At 52.6% G+C, this 25,215-nt stretch carries 18 protein-coding genes; 5 read left to right on the top strand and 13 right to left on the bottom strand.

Features of this window, described 5'->3' with window-relative positions; all coding sequences use genetic code 11:
- Window positions 1-84: 84 nt before the first annotated feature.
- From SH668x_RS15895 to SH668x_RS15885, 3 genes are all read right to left on the bottom strand, one after another.
- Window positions 85-828, bottom strand: coding sequence for a succinate dehydrogenase cytochrome b subunit (locus tag SH668x_RS15895; protein WP_437186051.1), 744 nt, complete (start codon window positions 826-828; stop codon window positions 85-87).
- A 382-nt stretch (window positions 829-1,210) separates the two neighbouring features.
- Window positions 1,211-1,519, bottom strand: coding sequence for a hypothetical protein (locus SH668x_RS15890; protein ID WP_437186050.1), 309 nt, complete (start codon window positions 1,517-1,519; stop codon window positions 1,211-1,213).
- A 306-nt stretch (window positions 1,520-1,825) separates the two neighbouring features.
- Complete coding sequence (locus SH668x_RS15885) at window positions 1,826-3,016, bottom strand: pyridoxal-phosphate-dependent aminotransferase family protein (RefSeq protein WP_437186049.1); 1,191 nt, start codon at window positions 3,014-3,016, stop codon at window positions 1,826-1,828.
- 201 nt (window positions 3,017-3,217) lie between these two features.
- Between SH668x_RS15885 and SH668x_RS15880 the strand changes: the two genes are divergently transcribed.
- Window positions 3,218-5,311, top strand: coding sequence for an MJ0042-type zinc finger domain-containing protein (locus tag SH668x_RS15880; RefSeq protein ID WP_437186048.1), 2,094 nt, complete (start codon window positions 3,218-3,220; stop codon window positions 5,309-5,311).
- Window positions 5,312-5,387: 76 nt separating this feature from the next.
- The gene (locus tag SH668x_RS15875; protein ID WP_437186047.1) at window positions 5,388-7,148 is read left to right on the top strand and encodes a carbon starvation CstA family protein; all 1,761 of its coding nucleotides are present in this window, start codon (window positions 5,388-5,390) and stop codon (window positions 7,146-7,148) included.
- Here the strand turns inward: SH668x_RS15875 and tsaD are convergent.
- The 3 genes from tsaD to SH668x_RS15860 all read right to left on the bottom strand — a co-directional run bounded on the left by tsaD (window position 7,145) and on the right by SH668x_RS15860 (window position 12,746).
- Window positions 7,145-8,212, bottom strand: coding sequence for a tRNA (adenosine(37)-N6)-threonylcarbamoyltransferase complex transferase subunit TsaD (tsaD, locus tag SH668x_RS15870; protein ID WP_437186046.1), 1,068 nt, complete (start codon window positions 8,210-8,212; stop codon window positions 7,145-7,147). The two genes, SH668x_RS15875 and tsaD, sit on opposite strands and share 4 nt — an antisense overlap.
- Window positions 8,213-8,446: 234 nt before the next feature.
- Window positions 8,447-9,985: a S41 family peptidase gene (locus tag SH668x_RS15865; protein WP_437186045.1), complete on the bottom strand. Its 1,539-nt coding sequence runs from the start codon at window positions 9,983-9,985 to the stop codon at window positions 8,447-8,449.
- Between the two features lie 142 nt (window positions 9,986-10,127).
- Complete coding sequence (locus SH668x_RS15860; RefSeq protein WP_437186044.1) at window positions 10,128-12,746, bottom strand: PVC-type heme-binding CxxCH protein; 2,619 nt, start codon at window positions 12,744-12,746, stop codon at window positions 10,128-10,130.
- Window positions 12,747-13,041: 295 nt separating this feature from the next.
- Between SH668x_RS15860 and SH668x_RS15855 the strand changes: the two genes are divergently transcribed.
- Window positions 13,042-13,665: a hypothetical protein gene (locus tag SH668x_RS15855; protein WP_437186043.1), complete on the top strand. Its 624-nt coding sequence runs from the start codon at window positions 13,042-13,044 to the stop codon at window positions 13,663-13,665.
- Window positions 13,666-13,723: 58 nt separating this feature from the next.
- On the opposite strand, the gene SH668x_RS15850 is transcribed toward SH668x_RS15855, so the two are convergent.
- The 7 genes from SH668x_RS15850 to hisA form a co-directional block, all read right to left on the bottom strand.
- The gene (locus SH668x_RS15850; RefSeq protein ID WP_437186042.1) at window positions 13,724-14,788 is read right to left on the bottom strand and encodes a sulfate/molybdate ABC transporter ATP-binding protein; all 1,065 of its coding nucleotides are present in this window, start codon (window positions 14,786-14,788) and stop codon (window positions 13,724-13,726) included.
- 77 nt (window positions 14,789-14,865) lie between these two features.
- On the bottom strand, window positions 14,866-15,843 hold the full coding sequence (locus SH668x_RS15845) for a sulfate ABC transporter permease (RefSeq protein ID WP_437186041.1): 978 nt from the start codon (window positions 15,841-15,843) through the stop codon (window positions 14,866-14,868).
- A complete protein-coding gene (cysT, locus tag SH668x_RS15840; protein ID WP_437186040.1) occupies window positions 15,833-16,774 on the bottom strand; it encodes a sulfate ABC transporter permease subunit CysT in 942 nt (313 codons plus the stop codon). Before cysT ends, SH668x_RS15845 begins: the two co-directional genes overlap by 11 nt.
- Before the next feature lie 187 nt (window positions 16,775-16,961).
- A complete protein-coding gene (locus SH668x_RS15835) occupies window positions 16,962-18,011 on the bottom strand; it encodes a sulfate ABC transporter substrate-binding protein (RefSeq protein ID WP_437186039.1) in 1,050 nt (349 codons plus the stop codon).
- Window positions 18,012-18,244: 233 nt separating this feature from the next.
- On the bottom strand, window positions 18,245-19,720 hold the full coding sequence (locus SH668x_RS15830; protein ID WP_437186038.1) for an FAD-dependent oxidoreductase: 1,476 nt from the start codon (window positions 19,718-19,720) through the stop codon (window positions 18,245-18,247).
- 173 nt (window positions 19,721-19,893) lie between these two features.
- Window positions 19,894-20,379, bottom strand: coding sequence for a DinB family protein (locus tag SH668x_RS15825; RefSeq protein ID WP_437186037.1), 486 nt, complete (start codon window positions 20,377-20,379; stop codon window positions 19,894-19,896).
- Between the two features lie 312 nt (window positions 20,380-20,691).
- Window positions 20,692-21,432, bottom strand: coding sequence for a 1-(5-phosphoribosyl)-5-[(5-phosphoribosylamino)methylideneamino]imidazole-4-carboxamide isomerase (hisA, locus tag SH668x_RS15820; protein WP_437188569.1), 741 nt, complete (start codon window positions 21,430-21,432; stop codon window positions 20,692-20,694).
- Window positions 21,433-21,715: 283 nt separating this feature from the next.
- On the opposite strand from hisA, the gene SH668x_RS15815 reads away from it, so the two are divergent.
- Together SH668x_RS15815 and SH668x_RS15810 are read left to right on the top strand one after the other, a co-directional pair.
- Window positions 21,716-22,834 (top strand): glycosyltransferase family 4 protein, encoded by a 1,119-nt coding sequence (locus SH668x_RS15815; protein ID WP_437186036.1) that lies wholly within the window; start codon window positions 21,716-21,718, stop codon window positions 22,832-22,834.
- A gap of 193 nt (window positions 22,835-23,027) precedes the next feature.
- Window positions 23,028-25,127, top strand: coding sequence for a glycosyltransferase family 39 protein (locus tag SH668x_RS15810; RefSeq protein WP_437186035.1), 2,100 nt, complete (start codon window positions 23,028-23,030; stop codon window positions 25,125-25,127).
- The last annotated feature ends 88 nt before the right edge of the window (window positions 25,128-25,215 follow it).

The following is a 25,215-nucleotide window of genomic DNA, read 5'->3' as shown; positions in this document are numbered from 1 at the left end:
ATCGACAGTGCGAAATCATTGGGCGTCGTTCCAATGGAACTCATCCCCCACGCGATCTCTCAACGTCCGAGAACTCTTATTTACCTAACACTGAAGCAGGATTGCTTTAACAACCCGTCCCACTTGTGGAACCACTTCCGGAGACGCGCTCCATCCACTAATCCAGGCAACAATTGGAAAACTTCCGAATCCAACTGCAACGACCAATCCAAACAGCCATGAGGCGTATTTAATGGTCGGCGTGTATTTAGGATGATTGACTCCCAGCGACTGGAAGGCACTCTGCAAACCGTGTGAAACGTGAATTCCGACGAATACCGCACCGATCAGGTACAACACTCCACGGAAGGTATGAGATAACACGATCTGCACTTTGTCAGAAGGTGTCGCCCCTTCGAATGCCGTTTCCCAGCCACCCTGAATCTTGAAGTCGTTCAGGTGCATGATCAGGAACATGAGGATGACCAAACCGGTCAAAAACATGGTCTTGTCGGAAGTCGGCACTGTTTCGGTCAGTACGCGGTCCTTACGCTTCGATTTCTGAAACGCATAACGCTCGGTGCGGGCTTCCCGATTGGAGAAGGTCAACCAGATTCCGTAAGCGATATGGAATGCCAAAGCGGAAAAGAGCAGAATCTCGGCAAGCACCAGAAATTCAGGATTTGAATGCAGCTTGTGAGCATACTCATCGTATACCTCGAAACCCGCATAAATCATGAGGTTTCCAGCAAGGTGCACAACGAGAAAGAAGCACAGAAACAGCCCTGTTGCTCCCATGACGTACTTCCGCCCCACTGATGAGGCGAAGAAAGCTTTGAGCCAATTCAATTGAGGCTCCTTCGTTTCGCAGAAGATTGCATCAAGTGCATCAATTTGGCTCCAGTTACATCAGAAACCACGTATTCACACTTGTCACGGAATTTGCCTAAGTCACGCGATAATACAGGGAACCGCCGCTTCTCTGCAACGAGGCACTCTTCCATCAACCGCATCACTCTCACCGTTGAAACAGATTCTCACGATTCTTTCTCAGTACTGAGAATCAATTCCGATTCCGGAATTCTGCCCAAAAAAAGGAAGATTTGGCGCAGAGATTCGATCTGAAAAGACCTCATGTTGTGCTGGCGAATTTGATTGGATGTGCTGCTTGTTGCGTCAGGGGGGCTGGGTGTCACGGCGCGAATCTGTCGGGAAGTCGCGATAGGCTGCGCTATTTTTTCACGGGTTCTCGCTTCAAGGTTCCATTCTGCAGTTCTTTGACGACTTCAGCGAGGATCGCCGGGTCTCGCTTCTCCATGACGTGTTGGACTCGGCTGGAGATCACTCGCAATCGTTCCATGGTTTCGCCCGCCGAGATCCAAAGCTTGTCCATTTGTTTGCTTCCAGGCTTGGCGAGATAAATACTCGTCACAAGTTCCGAAAGTCGCTGATCATCGATCTGGTCTCGATTGTCGTAGTAGCGGGAAACTATTTTCTGCTGATATGCACTGAGATCTTTAGCCATGACATTCAAACCCATTGGCACTCTTGATCAGTCGACGACCAATCGCTGAGCTATTTTATTGACTTACGATGCCTCACCGTCTGATGAGGGGCGACTCTTCCGTCCTGAGCAGTTGCGTTTCCGACGAAACGAGTGATCCGTCCATTCCATCGGCGATCGCTCCGTTGAATTTTACCAAATCCCGGGGGGGCGTCGCGGGTTTCGTTGCTCCCGCTCTTGGAATAAACGCGAATTTTGGAAGCGTTCATCGAAGTATTTAAAGTTGAGTCTTCACATTGGAAAGTTCGTATTCCGATGCGAAGACTCAAAGCTGAGATTCGATCACTCTGAAGTTCCATAGAACTTGTTCGCTGACGCAACTCCAGATCCAGATTGACAGTTGTATCCCTGAGAAATCAGGCATCCGTCCAAGGCGGCCAGAAATCCCAGGACGTTCCGTCGACTGCTGGAAACTCCCATCAGGCCGACCCGCCATGTTTTGCCTGCCATTGGTCCCAGTCCGCCGCCGATTTCAATTCCGTAGTCCTGAAGCAACTTCCCACGAACGGCTTTGTCATCGACTCCTTCTGGAATGAGAATCGCATTGAGCATCGGGAGGCGAATGGACTCTTCGACTGCGAATTTCAGGCCCATCGCTTCGATCCCTGCCCGCAATGCCAGATGATTCCGCCGATGGCGATCAAAGCGGGTTTCCAGCCCTTCTTCCAGAACTTCTCGAAGTGCTTGGTGTAATCCGTAGTTCATATTGATCGGCGCGGTATGGTGATAAGCGCGTGACTGGCTGCTCCAGTAATTTCGTACCATTGAGAGGTCCAGGTACCAGCTGGCAACTTTGGTTTTTCGAGCGTCCATCACGGCAACGGCGCGGTCGCTGAAGGTCACTGGCGAGAGGCCCGGTGGACAACTCAGGCATTTCTGAGTGCCAGAGTAGGCTGCGTCGATATTCCATTTGTCGATCGCGACTTCAGTTCCCCCTAAACTGGTCACACAGTCAACAAGCAGTAGACCTCCCGCTTTGTGCACCGCAGCGGAGATTTCTTCGAGGGGCTGAAGCGCGCCCGTTGAAGTCTCTGCGTGGACGATTCCCACCACTTTCGGATTGAATTCTTTGATGGCCGCTTCGATTTCGGCGACGTGAAAGACTTCGCCAAAGGGACGTTCGATTTTTCGAACCTCAGCACCAGCACGGGCTGCGACATCGGCCATTCGCCCGCCGAAGACTCCGTTCACGCAAACAAGCATGCGGTCCCCCGGTTCGATCAGGTTGACAACACACGTTTCCATTCCTGCACTTCCAGTACCGCTGACCGCCAGAGTCAGTTTGTTCTCGGTAGCGAATACCTGACGCAGCATCTGTTGAGTTTCGTCCATCACTCGGAGAAAATACGGGTCAAGATGACCAACGCTCGGAGCAGCGAGCGCCGCAAGGACCTGAGCTGACACAGTACTTGGACCAGGGCCCATCAAGACTCGGTCTGGAGGAGTGATCGGATCGAATTTCATCTGGGACATGAGCGACCTGCCATCGGATGCAAAGAGACTGTAGAATCATTTCCAGTCTACTAGCGATACCGAGGATTTGTCATCGGTCGCAGAAAATTCGGAAGTCGCTGCGGTGAAAAAATTCCTTTCTCACAGCGAATTCACTACTTTGGCAACTCTCTAAGAGTTGATTTACCTGATTTGCTGCAGACGCGCAGGGGCAACGAGATCATGTCCACGGCTGTTTCACTCCATTGTCCGCATTGCGAAACGAAACTCAAAATCAAGGACGATTCCCTTTTCGGGCGAAGTGTGAAATGCCCGGGTTGCAAGCAACCGTTTGTCCTGCGCAATCCCAACGAACCTGCTGCCGACGCTACATCCGTGCCGGAACCGGTCGATCGGGTTGAGGAGACGGATTCTCCAAAGGCAACGGCTCCTTCCCCAGCGGAATCTGCACCTGCTTTTCCAGACTTCTCGCAACCCTCTGCCAATGCACATACCAATGCACAGCCTGGCGCATTCAACTTCGGTGAACAAAATCCGTTCACCGATCCGAACCCGTTTACGGCTCCACCCGCAACAAAACAGAAGCCCGCTTCAACTCTCTCTCCATTTTCATTTGATGCAGTTCAGCAGCCTAAGTCGAGCGGATCGTCGCCTCTCACAAGCAGTGAAGGAGATGAGACCGCCGAGTCTGACTACATTTCTGCTCGCAAAGCACGTCAAAAGAAAGCTCAGCTTTATCAGTACGCGGTATTTGGAGTGATTGGAATTGCCTGTGCGGGAGTCATCGCATTTATGGCGACTCGGCAACCTGCGGCGGTTTCAACGACAGCAACTCAACCAGTTGCTCGGAACGAAGCGGTTGCTCCCAAAGTGATTCCAAGGCCAACTCATCCGAACGCGATCTATAGCAAAGCACTTCTTGAGAGCGATCCCGAATTGGCAGCCGAATTTCGTCCCACTCACGGTGATCCAATTCAGCTTCTGATGATGCCAAATGGTGTCAACATGGTCATTCATCTCCGGCCAGCGGAACTCTGGTCGGATGAATATGATTTTCAGGTCTTGCGGGCCAGCCTGACCGATGAGGTAACTGAATGGATTGCCGACACGATCAAAACATTTTGTCGACGTGACCCATCTCAGATCGAGTCGTTGACGTTGGGCGTCCTCTTTTCCGGTCGCGGAGCACCACCTCAATACTGCGCCGCCGTCACACTGAAAGAGCCTGAAAAACTCACATCGCTCCTTGACTCGTTTCCGGGGAAGTATCTGTATGAGATCACTGATCGTCCGGACCTGCGTATCAAAATTGACGAGACTCAAGGCTATCTGATCAAAGACGAGCGCAACTATGCGATCTGCCCGGTCAGTTTGGCATCAGACCTCGAGTATTCGGTCAATCGTCCCAATCAGGATGTCTCTGCTGCCATGGAGGAGATGCTGAAAACAACGGACCGGCAGCGCCTTTTTTCAGTGGTTGCAGACTTGCGGGATCTTGATATCTACGCCAAAGAGCTGGTTCCGGGACCGGCTCTGCAGTTCGTCACGGCAGTACGAGACTGGTTCGGCGAAGATATCGAGATGGCAAAATGGTCAATGCATCCGACCCCTTATCTTCACTCCGAGTTTACCGTACTCCCTGTGACGACAATGCGGCCGATGAAGCTGAAATCAGAAATGGCGTCTCAGCTGCAACTTCTTCCGAAGGTGCTCTGGCGGTCACTTTGCATCAAGATGCACCCGCAAGAAGTCCGGTTCCGAAAACTGATTGGCCGACTCCCAGCCATGATTGAAGCGTTTCAGCGATCGACCGTCATTTCCGATGACACGCAACACGTTTCTTTTACAACAGTGCTCCCTGCAAAAGCGACCCCTAATCTGTCATTGGCAACGCTGTTTACCATCAACGAAGCGGCCCGCACCAACTTCTCAACAGCCGTGACAACAGCAACAGATCCTGCGAAACCCAAGCTACCGGAATCTGTTGTCGATCGTCTAAACACAATCGTCGATGCCGAGTTCGCTCGAACACCGTTTGAACAGGCTGTCACTTTCCTGTGTGACGAAATTCAGGTCAAGGTGTTCGTCGATGGTGACGCATTGAAGGATGCTGGCTATACCAAGAACATGCCGCAGACGTTCAACTTGGGGAAAGTTCCGATGAAGAAGGCACTTTCGAAGATCGTCAACTCTTATCAGGAAGCTGGTAAAGAGATGGTGATCTCGATCGATGAAAAAACGAAGACAATCACGGTGACAACATTGAAATTTGCAGGTCAAAACAATCAGCCTGTTTTTGACTTGAAACCTGAGTGATTCGTTCTATGCACTCGGGCTCATTGAATGCGTCGTTGCTCCATTAGGTCATCTCAGAGTTTTAAGGTATACGGGCATGATGGTCGCTATTGTCGCGGTCTCAGCGGTGTTGCTGATGATCGCGTACAGAACTTACGGACGTCTCCTCACCAGACTCCTTCAGATCGATCCCGGACGGAAGACTCCGGCGTATGAACTGCAGGATGATCTCGACTACGCGCCACTGTCGAAGGGACCACTTCTCAATCAGCATTTTTCTGCCATCGCAGCAGCGGGCCCGATCGTTGGTCCCATTCTGGCAGGGGCTGCATTTGGATGGGCTCCAGCGTTACTCTGGATACTCTTTGGGTCGATCTTCATCGGGGGTGTGCACGATTTCACTTCGCTCGTCGCTTCCGTGCGACATCAGGGTAAATCGATCGCAGAGGTTGTGCGGGAGTACATGTCTGCTCGTGCGTTCCTGTTGTTCCTGACCTTCATCTGGTTGGCCCTGGTTTACATCATCGTCGCGTTTACCGATATCACAGCAGCCTCGTTCGTTGGCGTTCAGGAACTTGAAAATGGCGATCGGGTGACGGGTGCAGGGATCGCATCTTCATCTCTGATGTATCTGGTTCTTCCTGTGATCATGGGACTTTTGCTTCGATTTACGAAGTTGACTGCCGGCTGGGCAACGCTGATCTTTCTGCCGCTGATTGGTGTTGCCATCGTGGCTGGCCAACATTTTCCAGTCGACGTTTCAGCGATGCTCCGCTCGTGGAATCCAGAGATGACTGTTGCTCAGGCGGACGGTACCGCTCATGTCATCTGGGATGTGTTCCTCCTCCTGTACTGTGCGATTGCTTCCGTCGCTCCACTCTGGATTTTATTGCAGCCTCGGGGTGAGTTGGGGGGCTACTTCCTGTTTCTGGCCTTAGGAGCAGGAGTCATTGGTTTGATCGCGGGTGGAAAGCCTATTGAGCTTCCTGCTTTCTCCGGTTGGACGAGCCTGAAGGGGGACGCACTGGCCCCGATGTTATTCATTACAATCGCCTGCGGCGCCTGTTCCGGATTTCACTCTCTAATCGCTTCTGGAACAACATCCAAGCAATTGAAAACAGAAGCTGATGCAAAGCCAATTGGCTATGGAAGTATGCTTCTCGAGGCAATGGTCGCGATCGTATCACTCTGCTGTGTGATGACGCTGGCAGCAGATCATGCACTCGTGAAAAACCCGCAGCCAAACTTCATCTACGCACTGGGAATCGGAAGTTTCCTTGAAACGATATCGATTCCATCGTCTGTTGGGGTTGCGTTCGCCTTAATGGCGTTTTCCACCTTTGTCTACGATACGTTGGACGTCTGCACTCGTCTTGGGCGATTTATCATTCAAGAACTGACCGGCTTGCAAGGTACAGCGGGACGGGTTCTTGGCACGCTTCTGACGACGGGTGCTCCGCTATTCTTCGTGTTTCAGGCGGCCACGGATGCGAATGGTCGCCGTATTCCTGTCTGGCGAACCTTCTGGGAGTTGTTCGGAGCCAGCAATCAACTTCTTGCAGCGATTGCGTTGCTCGGCGTCACGGTTTGGCTGTGGCGAACCCGACAAGCGATTTGGGTTTGGTTTGTCACCGGCATTCCGATGGTCTTGATGTCGATCATGAGCATTTGGGCTCTTGTTCTGATCATCATGAAGCAGTTCAAGGGAGGGGTTACCGCCAATCCTGTTGCATGGATCGCGATATTCCTCGTTACCCTGGCCATACTGATGATCTGGGAAGCGATTGTGATCATCAGTCGAAACATGCCGCTCGACTCCCCACGAACAGCGACGCCAGTTCCTCCGGAATCCGCTTAGCGTGAATGTCGAACCAGTCCGGGTGTCACATCGAGATCGAGTTCAGATGTGCGCCCGGCGTCGAGGAGTTCCCACGCGATCGCTCCCATTGCTGCGTTGTCAGTGCATAATGACATGGGGGCAATGATGACCTCAAATTTATAGCGACGCGATGCCTCTGCGAGTTGTTCCCGGAGTCGAGCATTCGCTGCCACGCCCCCTCCAATGCAAAGAGTCTTCAGTCCACGCTGCTTCAACGCCTGTCGACTCTTGGAAACCAAGACGTCGACGACTGCTTCCTGAAAACTTGCTGCGAGGTCCGAAATCCGCTGTTCTGTCAGTTCCGGTGCAGGCGTCGAAGATCCCGGTTGTCCCAGCGCGGTGTATCGCAGCGCTGTTTTGAGTCCGCTGAAGCTGAATGCCAGTCGATCATCGTGAATGAACGAACGCGGGAAGGTAAACGCCTTTCGGTCTCCCTTTTTCGCGACTTTCTGCATCCACGGCCCACCAGGGTAGGGCAATCCCAGCATCGCGGCAGCTTTGTCGAACGCTTCACCGGCCGCATCATCAATTGTGGAGCCAAGCAGTTCGTAGTCGATCGCAGTCCGGCATTCGTAAAGGTTGGTGTGGCCCCCGCTCACAACCAATCCGATCGCAGGGAAGACATTTTTCTGAGCGACCATTCGGCAGGCATAAAGATGGGCGTGGATGTGGTTCACCGCAATGAGCGGTTTGTTCAGCACCATTGCAAGCGTTTTTGCCGCAGTCACGCCGACCAGCAACGATCCGACGAGTCCCGGTTCCGTCATGACGGCAATGGCTGTGAGATCGTCGAACGACTTCTCCGCTCGTCGCATCGCTTCGTCGATCACGGGTAGAATTCGTGACAGATGCGCCCGTGAAGCAATCTCTGGCACCACGCCTCCGAAACGTTGATGCAATTCGTCCTGAGATGCGACGACGCTGCTGATCACGTTCAGACCCCGGTCGACGACCGCAGCGGCAGTTTCGTCACACGACGATTCGATCACCAGAATCAGCTGTGAAGAGGAGTTTGAAGTTTCAATTTGAGTGGTCGATGACATGCGATTCATCCCCGTTTCGGTGTTCGCAGGCAGTCATCAAAACAAACCAGCACAAACAAAACGTCACAAGGTATTCGTTCAGTGTGAAAGCAAAAATCAGGATCGCCGACGCAACGCAACTGCTTCGGCGACCCTGACGAAAATTTAGTAGTCACAACTCTGCGTGCTGCATTGCAAGCAAGAGTCCAGTTAATTGTGAATTCCAAAAGTGTCGAACTTCACATGCGAGAAGGACTAACCGACTCGAACACGAGGGACTGCGAAGAGTGGAGGACGTCCATTCTTTGCAGCTTTCTTCCCGGCCGGTTCACCTTCCGCAGGAGCAGCAGGTTCTTCACCCGGCTTTTCTTCGCCCTCTGCTTTGGGTTCAGCCTGTTTCTGGAATTGCAGATTGAGGTAATCAATCGCTGCATTCAGCTGGGTATCGATAAACGAACTTTCCGGTGCTTTATCACCCAGGCGGTCACGTTCGTTGCGATAGTCCTGGTATTGCTGCTTCCATTTCAAATCTGTTTCGACCTTGTAACCCTCGTCCGGAGAGACACCCCATTCATCGGTCTCTTTGGCTTTGAGTGAACGGTGGATGTTTTTTCCACTAGGGCGGTGATATCCAGCGGTTGTCAGCTTCAGTGCACTCTTTCCACCTTCAAGGTCGATGACGTCCTGAACGCTCCCCTTTCCCCAGCTCCGTTCTCCGATGACAGCGGCACGCTTGTGATCTTGCAAACAGGCACTCACAATTTCGCTTGCGGAGGCGCTGTACTGATTGATGAGAATTGCTATCGGGAAGCCAGTGTACGTTCCAAAGCGTTTCGCGTTCCATGTGCGATGGGCACTGTTTCTCCCATCGGTACTAACGATTAACCCTTCTTCGATGAACAGGTCGGAGATTTCAACGGCAGCTTCGAGAAGTCCACCAGGATTGAATCGCAGGTCGATAATCAATCCTTTCATTCCTTCTTTCTTCAACGTCTTGAGCGCTTCACGAACCTCCGATGTGCTTCGGCTGGTAAAGTGCGTAATCCGCATGTAGCCGATCTTCTTCTCATCGTCGATTATCATCTTCCACTTACCGTCTGGGGTCCGGGTGTCTCCCATGACGGTATCGAGTTGAATGATCTCTCGAACGAGCGGAACCTTTTTCACTTCAGTTGAATCCCCACTGAGGATGCCCACTTCGACGGATTCCCCGGGCTTACCCCGCAGGGTTTCGACGGCGGTATCGATTTCCTTCCCGACTGGAAAATCCTTGATCGGTTTGCCGTTGATTTCAACGATCCGATCTCCAGATTTTAATCCAGCCTTGAATGCAGGACTTCCAGCGAGTGGGCTTTGAACTTCAAGCGTTCGAGTGTCGCGGTTCCAGTTGACTCGAATTCCAACGCCACCGAATTCCTGCGAGATCGCTTCCGTAAAGTTCGCAAGATCTTCTGGAGCAATGTAGTCAGAGTAGGGATCAAGTTCGGCGAGCATGCCGCGAACAGCGGCATTGATCAGGGTCCGGCGATCAACTGATTCCACGTAGTTCTGGTCGATTTCCTGAAACGTGTCAGCAAAGACACGCATCAACTCAAAATACTCTTCTTCCGGAGTCAGCTTTTCGTCAGCGACCACGTCTTCTTCAACAGCATCATCCGGCATCGATTCTGTTGAAGCCGGAATTTCGGCTTCCGGAGTTTCCTGCGCACATAGTACGGGAGTTGTGAAGAACATTGACGCTGTCAACGCAGTTCCTGTGAGCCATCCGAATAAGCGGGAGTATCGATTCAGCATGAAGCCATCCCTCTACCAAGGCAATTTTGGATTGTGCGCATCGTCGCTCGATTGTAAATCCGTTTGCGAGAACCATCAACACCGGAAGCCCGGGAGAGCAGTGTTCTCCCGGGCTTCCAATGAAAATCTGTAACGTATTACTCTAGTTGGACTTGGCGTCGATTCGCCGCTGCAGGGTCTCCTGCGTCTCTTTCAGAGTGTATTCCAGGTAGTCATCCTGATCGTACAACAGAACCTCAACACTTGCGTCGAGTGCTTCCTGACTGTCGAAGAAGCTGAGAGCGCGGACTGCTTCCAATCGAACGCGTGGATGCTCGTCGTGAACCGCTGCTTTCAGCAGTTCCAATGGCTGCTCGACGCGGTCTGTCGCATAACAGAGGGCACGAACAGCGGCAGCGCGTGCTCGGCCATCCTTCGCGGACAACAGCTGCTTGAGCAGTGCTTCGTCCAGAATGTTGTGGTGTTGCTTAACCCAAAACGCTTCGAGCACATGATGCTCGTAGTGTTCATCCTCTGTGTCGAGGGCAGCGATCCAAGCGTCGACGGCAGGGATCACTTCAGCGGTCTTGCGGTCACGAAGTTCCTGACGAACGCGGTAGCGGGTCCGGTCTTCATACGTCTTTAGGAGATCGAGCACCTTCTCGACAGGCTCTCCAGCGATTTGGGCTGGTTTGACTAGCGGGTTTCCTTTGTAGGTGATTCGCCAGATACGACCATGAATCTTGGATCGATTTGGATCTCGGATGGAATGCTGCATATGGCCGACGAGTGGGTTGTACCAGTCGAGAACATACAGTGCTCCATCTGGTCCAAACTGCAGGTCAACAGGGCGGAAGTTCGGATCAGCTGATCGCAGGAGTGGAGCGACTGGTTCAGCAGCGTACCCGGATCCCTCCTCCCGCATTCGGTATTGCAGCACTCCCTGGAAGCCGATGCAGTTGTTCAACAGGTAGTCGCCCTGCATTTCGGCTGGGAAATTGCTGCTGGAAACGAATTCGCACCCGCATGTCGGACGCCATTGCATCTGGAGGAATTGCTTGAGCCCCGAATGTTTGCGAGGGTGATCCAGATCGCCAGAAAACGGTGCAGCGAAGTAGTTCGCTCCACCCGAAGCATCTGCGACGAAGTCCTGGCCCCATTTGTCGAACGTATGCCCCCACGGATTCGCGAATGGGTAGGAAACGAAGACGCTGAACTTCTCGCTCTTGGGCTCGTAGCGGAAAACCGCTGCATTCGCGACACGAGTTGGACCGTATGGTGACTCCACCTGAGTCTGATGGAACGTTCCTTCCTGGAAATAAAGTTCTCCGCCCGGTCCCATTTCAAACGCGCTCAGCGAATGGTGGGAGTCGGCAGAATCGAATCCTTGCAACACCGTTTCTGAGTGATCTGCTCGATCATCACCATCTGTATCTTTCAGGTGGACGAGGTTTGGTTGTTGTGAAACGTAAGCCCCGTGGTCCGCCAGTTCGATTCCAATTGGAAGATAGAGATTGTCGGCAAAGACCTTGTGGCTGTCCGCTTTGCCATCACCATCGGTGTCTTCGAAAATCAGAACTTTGTCGTTAACAGGCGTTCCCGGGAGGTATTGCGGGTACGATTCAATGGTTGTGACCCACAAACGCCCCTTCGGGTCGAACGCGAAGGAGACAGGGTTTTCGAGGGCCGGGAAATCGACCTCAGAAGCAAACAGGTTCACTTCGAAACCATCTGCAACCGTAAACAGTTTCGCGGATTCTTCTGGTGGATTGATTCGAACTTCATTTTTGAAGTTCGTTTCAATGTGTGTGAATTCACCGGTTTTGGAATCATCAATCTGCTCTGGCAACGTCTCGCCTTCAGCAGCCTTCCAGATTCGTTCATCACGAACTTCCACCATTTTACGAAGCTTCGCGAACTCAGCAGGAAAGTTCACAACTCCGAACGGATTGCGGCGGCCGCCGTAGATGTAGAAGCCATTGACAGCGCGATAGTCGTAGAAAAACTTTTTGTTCTTCTCAGCAACTTCTTTCTTGACGCTCTCGGATTTATCGCCGGAAGGTGTCGTTTCTGTCCCGAACAGTGCACGATCCAGAACCTCTGCGACAGCAGCGTCACCTTTTTCGTTCAGGTGGCAGCCGTTGATGGTGAGATCGGTCGAGGGGTCGTCGAGTAAGGGCTTTGTGACCGAGTACAAATCAACGAATCGAACACCAGAGGCAGCAGCGACTTCCTTCATCGCAGCGGTGTAAAGTTCAAGATTCGCGTTATTCTTTTTTCCCGCAAGAATGTTGCGTTCGACAAGGTCCTCGTTCGCAATCGGCGAAACAAGAACAATCTGAGGAGCCTTCTCAACGGTGCCAGAGATGTCCTGAAGCACAGGTTCCGTTCGGCCGTTCGGGAAGTTATGGCTTGGGTACTTCAGTTGCTTCAGGTCTGTCAGAAACGTCGTCAGGTTGGCCTTGAATTCAGGCAGACCGGCTTCACCAGCAAATGACTCGTTGAATCCAAAGAACGCCAGAATCACATCCGGCTGATGGTCAATCAGTGTGTGGCCGTGGTTCTGAAAATCCTCGGAGCGCAGACGGACGGTAATGGTGTCAGCAGCGTACCCAAGGTTACGAAGCACTAACTTTTTATCAGGAAATCGGCAATGTAGGAGAGTTTCCCAATGATTATGAAGCTGCATCCGTTCGGCAAAGGTATTACCGATGACGACGACTTTGTCATTTGCATTGAATTTGAGCGGCTCGTCTGCGAACGAAAAGGAGCCCACGCCCATTGAAAGCAGACATCCCAGCAGCTTCCATTTTTTGGGTCCTGAAAAGCCATATTTCATTTGATTGTCCGATTTGACAGAATTTTGATTGGACTCTTCTGAAAACGTTTTATTTTTAATTTGCATTCGTCTCTCTGGTGACAATGAACAAATTCAAATCTTACAGATTTTGCAGACGCTCATGCCGCTATTGACCACATTCCATCCTCTGTGATCGCCTGAGATTTTGGCAACAAAGACGACGATTGTAAATTCCTGGATGGGTATTGATTCGCATTCCCCGACAAACACTGTTCACATGACTCAATCAGAACAACCACATCTCGCAGAAACGTCACCACTCGCGGATGTCGTCGAACGCCCGGCACCAGGTCGACGAAAGAAAACGTCGCTCACGTTACGAATGACTTTGCTACCGTTGCTGATTTTCGCAATGGTGAGTGCAGGGGTTTTGATTCAACGTCGCACTGATCCCGAGTCTCCTACCTCCGGAAAGATTCCTGAAGGAGGCGCAGTGCAGAATGTGAATCCAGCTTCGGAGAACCCCGCGACAGATGAAGGAACGACTTCAACAACAGCGGCCCAGCAGGTTGAACTGACCGGACACTGGTTACTCGATGAATCGATCCGCAGGGAGATCTGGGTGAATCAGGATGGGACTGCCAAAATGCACATCCGCCTGGATCTTTTGGCGTCGTTCCTGTACGGGACGGAAATGGAACTGGAGTTGCGTTGGAAAGAAGAAGATGGGGTGTTGACCCACACAATTGTGGCAGGAACTCCCAAAGAAAACGTCGACCGCCTCGTCAGAGACTTCGGAGACTCTCGCAGCTACAACATTGTTCGAGTCGACGACTCCTCGCTGAAACTTGTCGACACTCAGAATTCCGATGAAGTCTATCTCTGGAAACGCCTTCGGTGACAGCTTGTCAGCTGGACTGAATTCGTCTCCATCGATGTGCAGTCATCTCAAACTCCGACTAAATGGCGTAGTCCATTTCGGGCATAAAGACCCTTGCCGATTTCGGGCTGACGAATACGTTGTCGTTGAGCACAAGTTGCAACCGTTGTGCCTGTTCCCGAACCAGGTCGACGGTGACTTGAGCGCCGAATTCGTCCAAAAGAACGCGAACCTTGATGACCGCCCCGTGCGGATTGATCTGAACAACGCGTCCCGAAAGTGATCCCGGTGCAACAGCCACGCGATCGATCAGCAACTCGTGCGGACGCACATACGCGGTCGCATTACGAGGCTCATCGTGTTGATAGTCGTCATAGGCAAGGTTGAACGGGCCGACGTGTGCGCGTCCCGCTTGAACTCGTCCGTGGAAGACGTTGACGTTCCCAAGGAAGTCCATCACGAAAGGGGTCGCCGGGTGGTCGAAAACCTCTTGAGGAGTTCCAACCTGTTCGATATTCCCCTTCCGCATCACAACGACCCGGTCAGCAACTTCGAATGCTTCTTCCTGATCGTGCGTCACGAAGACCGTTGTCACGTGCATCTCTTCGTGCAGTCTGCGAAGCCAGTTTCTGAGTTCCTGACGAACCTGCGCATCCAGTGCACCAAACGGTTCGTCCAGCAAGAGCATGCGCGGACGGACAGCTAACGCACGCGCGAGTGCCACACGCTGCCGTTGTCCACCTGATAGCTCTGAAGGATAACGATGTCCGAGGCCTTCCAGACGAACGAGATTCAGTAGTTCGTGAACGCGGTCGTGTACTTCCTGTTTCGGAGCTTTTCGCACCCTCATCCCGAAAGCGACGTTTTCGAAAACCGTCATATGTCGGAACAATGCGTAGTGCTGAAACACAAACCCGACGCCGCGATCGCGAGCCTGCTGACTGGTCACGTCTTCGTCTTCGAAACGGATCGATCCAGTGTCTGCATGCTCCAATCCGGAGATAATGCGGAGCAGGCTCGTTTTCCCAGATCCGGAAGGGCCAAGCAACGCGAGCAGGCATCCCGATGGAACTTCCAGGGTAATGTCGTGCAACGCTGTGAAGCTGCCAAACGTTTTTGTCACGTTCTGGATTGTGATACTCATTCCACTGTCCTTCAGCACCCCGGTCGGGTGTTACTCTCTTTTGAATCCTGATGCGAAAGTCGCTTCCTGAGTCGGCGTCAAACCGTTTCAAGTTCCTCAGCTTCCGCCCGACGGGCTGCCTCTTGCGAAGCCAGAATGTTCTCGAGAATGATCTTCCCGATGAGTGTTGCCAATGCCATGAGAGTCAACGCGGATGCAACGGCGTAAGACCCGGGATTGTTCGATTCGAAAAACAGCTTCTCCACGCGAAGCGGCATGGTGTCTGTCTTCCCTTCAATGCGTCCTGAGACCACGAAGACCGCTCCGTACTCACCAATCGCTCTCGCGTTGCATTGAATAATTCCAAAGAGCAGTCCCCAGCGGATATTGGGGAATGTCACTCGCCAGAATAATTGCCAGGGACTTGCCCCCAGACTGACCGCAGCCATCTCTTCATCGCTTCCCAATGATTGCATCAATGGAATCAATTCACGGGCGATGAATGGCATCGTGACGAAACTTGTTGCCAGAACGATTCCCGGCCACGAGTTAATGATTTGCAATCCCATGGAGTTCAGTGTTGGTCCCAGCAGCCCGCGTGAACCAAACAGCAACACGAACATCAATCCCGCGACGACGGGAGAAATTGCGAACGGGACATCCAGGAACGCCATTAATGCGGAACGACCCGGAAATCTGAATTTGGTGATTGTCCAGGCTGCTGCGACGCCGAAGACCGTGTTCAGAATCACTGCGATGGGGGCAACCGTGAAGGTCAGGAAAATCGCGTGTCGGGTATTTGGGTCGCCGAAAAGATTCGAGAAAAACGCAGCGAATCCGGACCACAATAATCCCAGACTTTCAGCCAGCTGACTGAAGCTGCGAACGTGAAGAATTGTGTCGAGAAATCCTTTTGCGCCCGGGAGCAACGCCTGATAGAAGACGTACAACACCGGAACGAGAATCAGAGAAAAGACAACGACAAAAGCCAAGGTGATCAAGACACAACGAAGCCAAAATGGCTCCTGTGCTGTTGCGTTTGCCTTTTTCAGGCCGTGTGAGTGACTAACCTGCATAACGTCGACTCCGGCTTTCGAGCCAATTAATGACGATCAGTGACAGCAATGACGCGACAATCAAAACCAGCGCAACTGCCGTCGCTTCCGCATATGCAAAGTTGTCGAGTTTTTTCACGATCAGTACAGGGGCGATTTCAGTTTTCATCGGCATGTTTCCCGAGATGAACACAACCGCTCCGTATTCACCAATTCCACGTGCGAAGGAGAGCGCAAATCCGGTCATGATCGCAGGCCAGAGTGCGGGAAAGAGCACTTTTCTAAAGGTCTGCAAGCGAGAAGCACCCAGCGATGCCGCCGCTTCTTCGACATCTTTATCCATGCTTTCCAGAACAGGCTGGACGGTTCGCACAACGAAGGGAAGGCCCACGAACACAATCACGATGACAATCCCAAGCTGGGTGTACGCTCCTTGGATGCCGATTGGAACCAGAACATTCCCGTAGAGCCCCTTTTCAACCAGCAAGGCAGAGAAGACAAGTCCCGCGACAGCGGTTGGAAGTGCAAACGGAAGATCGATCAATGCATCGAGGAACCGCCGCCCAAAGAATTGATACCGGACGAGCACCCAGGCAAGAAGCAGCCCGAGCACACAGTTCACAATCGCAGCGACCAGTGACGTTCCGAACGAAACCATGTAGGCTGATGCAGCCTGACGGGACCATACGGCAGCGAGAAATTCTGAAGGAGTCAGGCTGGTCGCTTTCAGGATGAGAGCGAATAGCGGAATCAGCAGCAACACAGAGAGGTAGCTGAGTGTGATTCCCATCCCGAGACCGAATCCAGGAAGAGGGCTTCGATGCGAACGCCCTTTCTTCACTGGAGGCTTTGATCCATCCGATGAATACAAGGTTCGACTTCCCTGAGCTTTTCCGGGAGAGGACTCGTGCTGTGATGGAGTTGTGATCACTCCGGTTTTTGACTCGGTCATGATCCTTCAAAACTGTTAATTAAAGCCACCCGCACGTTTTGGGGCCAGTTCTCTCCAAGCTTCAGTTGAGATCGCAATGGAAAGGTCATGGGGTCAGTACGGGTAAACTCGTTGAGTTCAAATCTGAATGGAACGGAAGTGACCAGTCGCCGAATTAATTTCTCGGCGACAGTCTGTTGACGGCAGATTACTTCCCCGAGCTTTCGTAGATCTGATCGAATTCTCCACGATCATCGAAGAATCGTTTTTGAGCCTCGCCCAGTCCGCCGGGGGAAATTGCTGTGACAGGATACAGTTTGATTTCAGGAAAGCGATCCCGATTCGCTTCGAGAACTGTTGTGTCCTGTGGGCGGAAATAGTGGTTGGCGATGATCTGTTGTGCTTCAGGTGTGTACAGGAACTGGAGATACTCTTCAGCGATCTCGCGGGTCTTTCTCGAATCGACCACTTTGTCCACGACGGTGACAGGGGGCTCTGCCAGAATGCTGCTCGATGGGAACACAAGCTCGAGGTCTCCATTTGACTGGGCAATTTCGAGGTGAGCTTCGCTTTCCCAAGTCAGGTGGACGTTTCCAAGACCACGTTCTGCGAAGGAAACTGTCGCACCACGCGCCCCGGTGTCGAGCACAGGTGTATTCTTATAGATCTTTTTGACAAACTCGCGTGCTTCATCTTCTGTTCCGCCATTGAGGACAACACTTCCCCAAAGTGCCATAAATGCCAGCTTCCCGTTGCCGGAAGTCTTGGGGCTCGGGACAATCACCTGAACCTCTGGCTTGGCGAGATCTGGCCAATCCTTGATTCCCTGAGGATTTCCTTTGCGGACGACGAAAACGATGCTGGAGGTGTACGGAACGCTATTGTGGGGGAGCCGTTCGCTCCATTTTTCGGCGATCACTTCGGAACGTGAGATTGCATCGACGTCGGAAGAGAGTGCCAAGGTCACAACATCGGCCGGCAGACCCTCGATCACAGCCCGGGCCTGAGGTCCAGACCCGGCGTGGGACTGGTTGATCTTGATCGTCTTGCCGTGCTTTTCTTCAAATTTGGGCACGAACGCAGCGTTCAGATCCTTCCAGAGTTCTCGGGTTGGGTCGTACGAGACGTTGAGAAGTTCATAATCGGTCGTCTGTTGTGAACATCCCGACAGAGGCAGGAACGTCGCCACTCCTCCGAGCAGCAACGCTGTTCCAACGAGGAAGCTCCAACCAGATTTTCGAGTCGATTGCGATAACAAGAGGCGTCGTCCTGTAACTTTGAGGCTTGACCGGAAAATGAACTACTAATTCAGTCGTGGTTATATCAGATTTACGTACGCTGTCAATCCACACCAATTTGTGTCGATCGGCGTTTTTGCCAGTGAATCGCCACCACAATACCCAAATTAATCAAAATAATCAGTTCAACCGCTACTTTTGCGGTTGAGCAGGGTGATTTGGTGGAGCGAATACTTCACGGAATCATGGAGAGTCACGGAAGCAGATATCGAGATGCAACCGCTTCAAAGTCAGAAACTTGCGTCGCGACCCAGTGCTCATCCCGTTGCAGTTCTTCTGCGAGCGTTCGAGCGACCTCGGAAGCTTGGAGGATCGCATCTTGCGCATTGACGAAGAGTAATCGACTCCGGCGGGCGAGAACGTCTTCTACCGTTCTCGCCATCGCGTGCCGAGCACTCTCTCTGACGAAGTCACCACTCAGAACAGGGATTTCCTGGAGGTTGACGCTCTCCTTGAACTCCCCGGCAGAGAATTTAAGAGACTCGGTCTGGGACGCCTTCATCGGCAGGTCAGCGACTTTGGACGCTGCGTCGACGGCATCCTGACCCATCTTTCGGAAGGTGGTCCATTTCCCTCCTGAGATGCTGACCAATCCGGTCGCCGACGTCCGGATGACGTGATCTCGGGATAATTTCGACGTCGAGGCCTCCCCATCGCTTTTGACCAATGGCCGAAGTCCTGCGAAACAACTTCGCACATCAGAACGCTGAACCTGTTTTGCAAGGTAACGATTCGCATGTTCAATCAGGAATTCCACTTCTTCCTTCAACGGGCGTGGTTCCAATTCAGGAGCAGAGACGGGAATGTCAGTTGTTCCGATCACGGTCGATCCATGCCAGGGGATCAAAAAGAGTACCCGACCATCATCCGTTTTGGGGACGATGATCGCCGCTCCCCCGGGGAGGAAAGATCGATCAACGACAATGTGTGCTCCCTGGCTCAAGCTGAGTGTTGGCTTCGCCTCACCATCATCCATTCGGCGAATTTCGTCGGTGAAAATTCCAGTAGCGTTGATGGTTGATTTGGCTGAAATTCGAAAGGATCGACCGGTTTCACGATCCTGCACTTCTGCCCCAGTGACTTTTCCTCCTTCTTTCATTAACGATGAAACCTGCACGTAGTTCAGAGCGACGCCGTCCAAATCGAGAACCTTTTGCGCGAGTGCAATCGCCAATCTGGCATCATCGAATTGGGCATCGAAATAGGAGATCCCGCCTGAAAATTTCTCGCCGTTGAGTGTGGGGACTCTGCGAACTGTCTCTGCGCGAGAGAGAATTCTTGAATGAGCCATGCCCAGTTTGCCCGCGAGCAGATCGTAGGCTTTCAATCCAGCGGCATAGTACAGGCGTTCCGTCCAACTGTGTGCGGGTATGATGAATTCCAGCGGTCGAACGAGTTCCGGGGCGTTGCGTAATAACAGCCCCCGTTCATGCAGCGATTCGCGAACGAGGGAGACATTTCCCTGTGCGAGATAACGCACGCCACCGTGAATCAGCTTCGTGCTACGACTGGAGGTCGCTTTGGCGAAATCACTTTGCTCGACGAGAACTGTTTTGTATCCGCGTGATGCCGCATCAACGGCAGTTCCCAGCCCGGTCGATCCTCCCCCGATGACAAGCACGTCCCAAATTTCGTCTTGCAACCGTAACAAGGCATTTTCACGATTCATCGTCTCTCCGCTGATGTCAGAGACACATTTCAATTCGAATTGATCATCGACTTGAAATCGAAATCAGGAATCACTCCCGACAGCCGGCTGATTGTTGAACGTTCTTGTCGGGGAGACCAAGCTGGCTTAGGGTGCTCGGTTTGTAACGTTCAATGATCACTTGGTCTGCTTCTTTAGAATAGGCGACCGATTCCCATTGCACGACGCCACATGGACAGCTGACCGGTGTGAATTCCGACGTGCCCCGTGATCGCAAATGAAACGAGATCGCCTACGGTCGGGAGATGCTCAATCATGTGAGGGCGAGGATTGCGACCTTTTAATGCCTCGGTTGGTGCGATTTCGAGGAGCTCACAAGCGGTGCGATATCGATCGACGAGCAATTCAATGAGATCCTTTTTTGAAGGATACTTCGAGCGGTCCGTCGATGGCTCTGTATTCTGCCCGAAGAGTTCAGTCCAGTTTTCCGGAAGTCTTCGCACTCCTCCGAGGAGTGTCACAATCGATTCTGCGGAGGCAGTCAGGTGTCCGACAATCCAGGCGGGGTGATTCGCTGCCGGGAATGGCTGATCCGCCATTTGCTCATCCGGGACGTCGTTGAGCAGGTTCACCACATACTCAATCAAAAACCGGTTCACCTTGATTTCGGTTTCCAACATTTCTTACTTCCGTCGGAGATCTCATTGAATTGACGCAACCACGACCGAATTATGGGCATGTCCTGCAGCATTTAGATAGATGAGATTCCCAGTTAAATACGTCGTGGCATTACAACTGGTCCCCTGTGCGGCGCGTGTGGACTGGGTGTGGGCTTCTGTTTCACGTTGGACTGGAGTGCCAGAGACGCATCGACGTCAGAGATCGGGCGAAGAGACGAATGTCACGGAGAGAAGGCGGACCGAGCAACCTGGTTCATCAAGTGAACGCTGCGCTGGTCGTCTGTAGGCCGCCAATCTCTCCAGTCATTCTTTTCAGGAAGCGGCCAGTTTTACGGCCTCAGCGACGTCCACGGTTCCTTCGTAGATCGCTCGTCCTGTAATGGCTCCGACAAGGTTTGGGGAGGTTTTTGAAATCTCGTGGAGCTTACGAATATCTTCCATCGTGGTGACTCCGCCAGAAGCGATCACCTTGAGCCCCATGTCTGCGAGTGTCCGGAAGTCGGCGAGGGTTCCGTCATCAATTCCCTGCATCATCCCGTCATTCGCGATGTTCGTGTAAATCACAGCGCCCAGCGGAAGCCCCACATACTGTTTCGCGAGATCCATCGCCGATGTCTTGGAGTCGGCCAGCCAACCTTCTGTCGCGACCATGGAATTTCTAGCATCGAGTCCCAGGCAGACCCGATTGGGAAATTTTTCAACAATGTCCCGGAACCATTCCGGTTGCTTGAGTGCAGCGGTTCCGATGATGACGCGAGCCAGACCGACTTCCTCGAGCATCTGGCGAACGGTCTCTTCGCTTCGGATTCCCCCTCCAAGCTGGCAGGGGATCTTGACCGCTTTCACAATTTCACGAATGACATCGGTATTCACAGGTTTCCCTGCCTTCGCCCCATCCAGGTCGACGAGGTGCAACCGTTGGCCACCAGCCTGCTCCCATCGAAGCGCCATGGCAACAGGGTCGTCACCGAAAATGGTCTCTTGTGCGTAGTCCCCTTGACGCAGTCGTACGCATTTTCCTCCACGCAAATCGATCGCTGGGAGAATTTCCATCATGTCCACCGAATTCCACAAGTCATGTAATCTGTTGAAAGAAGAATGGTCGGGGGACTGGGGGGTGGAGTCAAGGAAGCGGCAGTCAGAATGGTCGGCCACCAGTGAATTCGCTGGCATTTTTTACAAAATGGCGATCGAACATCATATTTCACTGAAGTGAAAGTGCGTTTTGAATCGTCGGCGCCAGTTACGCATTGACCTGTTTGCGCAATTTGGGGTATTTTCCCGGCGAGTGTCTCGATCCGAGAGCCTGATTCCACTTTTTTGTTGCGTACAGAGTATGTCTAACCCACGCCTCACCGTTGTTCAAATCCTTCCGAACCTGGAATCCGGCGGGGTTGAGCGTGGAACCGTTGAGTTGAATGCGGAACTCGTTCGGAACGGACACCGCTCCATCGTGATCTCTGGTGGAGGCCGTCTGGTTGAAGAGATTACTCGCGCTGGCGGTGAACATGTCCAATGGCCAATTGGGATGAAGTCCCCCAAGGTGCTCCAGTACATCTTTAAGCTGCGATCTCTGCTAAAAAAAGAAAACGTCGATATCCTGCATATCCGCTCACGTATCCCGGCGTGGATTGGGTGGTTTGCATGGAAAAGTCTGGGGCGAAAGTCCCGCCCGCATCTGGTTACGACTGCACACGGCCTATACCGCGTCAACCGGTTCAGTGCCATCATGACTTCCGGAGAGCGAGTGATCGCGATCTCCGAAACTGTCGCAAATTATTTGAAAACAAATTATCCGGCACTCTCACAAGATCGGATTCGGACCATTCCACGAGGGATCGATCCTGTGGAATTCCCGCGAGGATTTCAGCCTGACGCCAATTGGCTTGATGCGTGGTATGGAAAATATCCCCATCTGCAAGGAAAGCCTGTCGTCTCGCTCGTCGGACGCATGACTCGCCTGAAAGGGCACCATGATCTGGTCGATATCGTTGAGCGTCTGAAAGTCGATCTCCCAGAAATTCAAGCGTTGATCGTGGGTGGGGTTGATCCACGTCGTCAGGAATATGCTGAGGAATTGCGGGAACTCGTTCAGTCAAAAGGGTTGGACAAGCAAGTCACGTTTGTGGGGCATCGTCACGACATTCGCGAAATTTATGCGGTCTCCGATGTTCTCGTCTCGCTGACTTCACACCCTCCAGAAGGGTTTGGACGCACCACTGTGGAAGCCCTGAATATGGGGACACCCGTCGTGGGGTACGATCATGGTGGAACTGGTGAGATCCTGAATCGCATCTTCCCGGTGGGGGTCGTTCCTCCGGGAGACACCGCAGCAGCAGCGGCAGCGATTAAGAAGATACTGACCGAGGGGGCATCCATTCCGGAAGATCACCCTTACCTGAAGGAGCGAATGCTCAGCCAGACGCTCAATGTTTATCGCGAGTTTGCAGCCTGATGAGCAATTTGACTCACTAACAAGATTTACCGCGCAGGAGGATTCCTGCGACACAGTGTTTATATTTCCGTTTCATTCGTAGTTGCTCCTCCTGATGCCGAGAGAGGAGTTTCGTCGTGATGCTGGTTTTTAATCAGCTCGATCACACCAGCGGATCAGTAAGTTCGGCAATGAAATTCAGGAGTACAGGCCGATGAGTTGGGACGGAGCCCTACAACGCCGCCATTTGATGTTCCAATTCTCGCCGATCGCTCACTTCGCAAGATTGAGTCGACGTGATCCGACGATCGGATTCTTCTGGGCGATCGTGACTGTCCATGTCATCGTCTGGACGATTCTCGCAACAGCAACTCAGCCGAACCTCCCGAATGAGACGCTGGAAATGCTCACGTCGGGACGCGAATTCGCATGGGGTTATGCATCGCATCCCCCATTGGGCGTCTGGATCGCAACTGCTGTCAGTTCGTTCTTCGCACCGTGGAATTGGCCGGTTTACATGCTGGCGCAGTTGTGTGGTGTTGTCAGCGTCTGGGCTGCCTGGAAGCTGGGAAGACAATTTCTTCACCCTTGGACGGCACTTTGTGCTGCGTTCGTACTACTGGGGGGATATTCCTGCACCATCGCAGCTTCAGCGTTCAATGGTGATCAGCTGGCAAGCGCCCTGTGGTCCCTGAGTATCTACTCATTTTACACGGCTCTGACGAATGAAAGACGCCGCTACTGGGCTGCGACTGGTCTTTGCCTGGCACTCGGATTCCTTGCCAGTTACGGAACGTTGCTTCTGCTTCTGACCATGTTCATCTTCACGCTGATTAATGATCGTGCGAGACGATGCTGGGATTCCTCTTGGCCATTCCTCTCTGGAATCGCCATGGTGACGTTCCTGATGCCACATCTGGTTTGGCTTGCTCAGAATCAATTCCTGACAGTCCAGGCTGGTATTGAACGCTCTGCTTCTGTTGCTCACCACTTAATCCAGCCGCTGTCGTTTTTAGGAACTCAGCTGTTGTGCGTGGTACCAGTCATTCTTCTCCTCACTCCGCTCGTCGCGTGGTTCAGCTTTGAAGAGCCAGTGAAATCAGAAGATGAAGAGCGAGATTTTGGTCGTCGTTACTTGTTGTGGCTGACTTGCCTCCCTCCGGCGATCATCTTCGGGCTTTCCTTGATGGCCGGCCCGAGTTCAGCGTTGTTTGCAGGGGTCACTAACTGGAGTTACCTGGGAGTGGTGCTACTGATGTGGGGACATTTAAGCGAAACACGACTTTCATGGAGACGATCCATCATTCGTATCGGTGCCGCCGTGGGCTTGTTCGCAGCGACACTCGTCGCCCTGACTGTGATGGTTCCTCAAATTAAAAATCAGGGAGCGAACACGCAGTTCCCGGGGGAGAAACTCTCTCAGCAAGTTGAGTCTGCCTGGAAATCCGCCGGCTTCAAAGGAAAACCTCCCATCGTCGCTGGCAATAAGCAGCTTGTTCAGAACGCTGCCTGGTACAGCACCACAGGCTCGACCGTAAAAACATACACGGATCTAAATCCCGGAAAAAATGTCGGAATGAATGACCAGACATTGCTCCGTAATGGCGGAGTCGTGATTTGGGATGCGGATTCCGATCAGCTGACGCCAGTTGAATTGCAGAACCGTATTCCAAATGCCAATGTCATTACCCCGGTGAATCTGAAGTGGCAAACGGATGCCAACGTGCCTCCGTTTCGATTGGGGATGGCAGTCGTCCGACCTTCGACCGAACCGCAGCCAACGCGCGTCCAGCAACTTCAACCTGCAGGGGCGAGCCCGGCTGCTCCGTTCCGATTCAATCCAAACCGAGCGAGTGATGCTCCGCTCGCAACCGGGATTCCACTCCAGACACCGTCCGCTACAGAGAGTCAGTCTCTTCCATTTTCGATCGATGGTTCTCCGCGCTCTTCGACGACGAACCATCCTGATGCAGCACCTTCTCTCCCTGCTGGCTACCCATCGCAGAAAACTACCGGAAGTTCCAGTTCGAAAAGTGGACCTGTCTACGACCCGGTGACCGGCAAATTCAACTATGGGGAAACAGGGACTTCGACTCCAAGTAGCAATGACTCGATTTATCAACCGAATTCGGGGACCTCTCCACTATTGAACTCGCCATCGAATCCAAATTCATTGCGGGAATCTTCGCAACCAAAATCGCAGCTGAATCCTCAGTATGACTCGTTGTGGTATCCGCAGGATTCGGAGATCGCTACGCCTCCCCCTGGCGACAGCAAAACCCCTCCAGCGACACCTGAATACCAAGAGAACTGATCCCAGCGATGACTCTGTAATAAAAAACGCCTGCACTGTCTGCAGGCGTTTTTTATTGACAAAAGGAGTCCGGTCAGGTCGTGGATTA

The organism is Planctomicrobium mucosum (assembly GCF_051466335.1).
In the GTDB taxonomy this organism is placed as follows: domain Bacteria; phylum Planctomycetota; class Planctomycetia; order Planctomycetales; family Planctomycetaceae; genus Planctomicrobium.
This window is presented reverse-complemented; position numbering and strand designations above follow the sequence as displayed.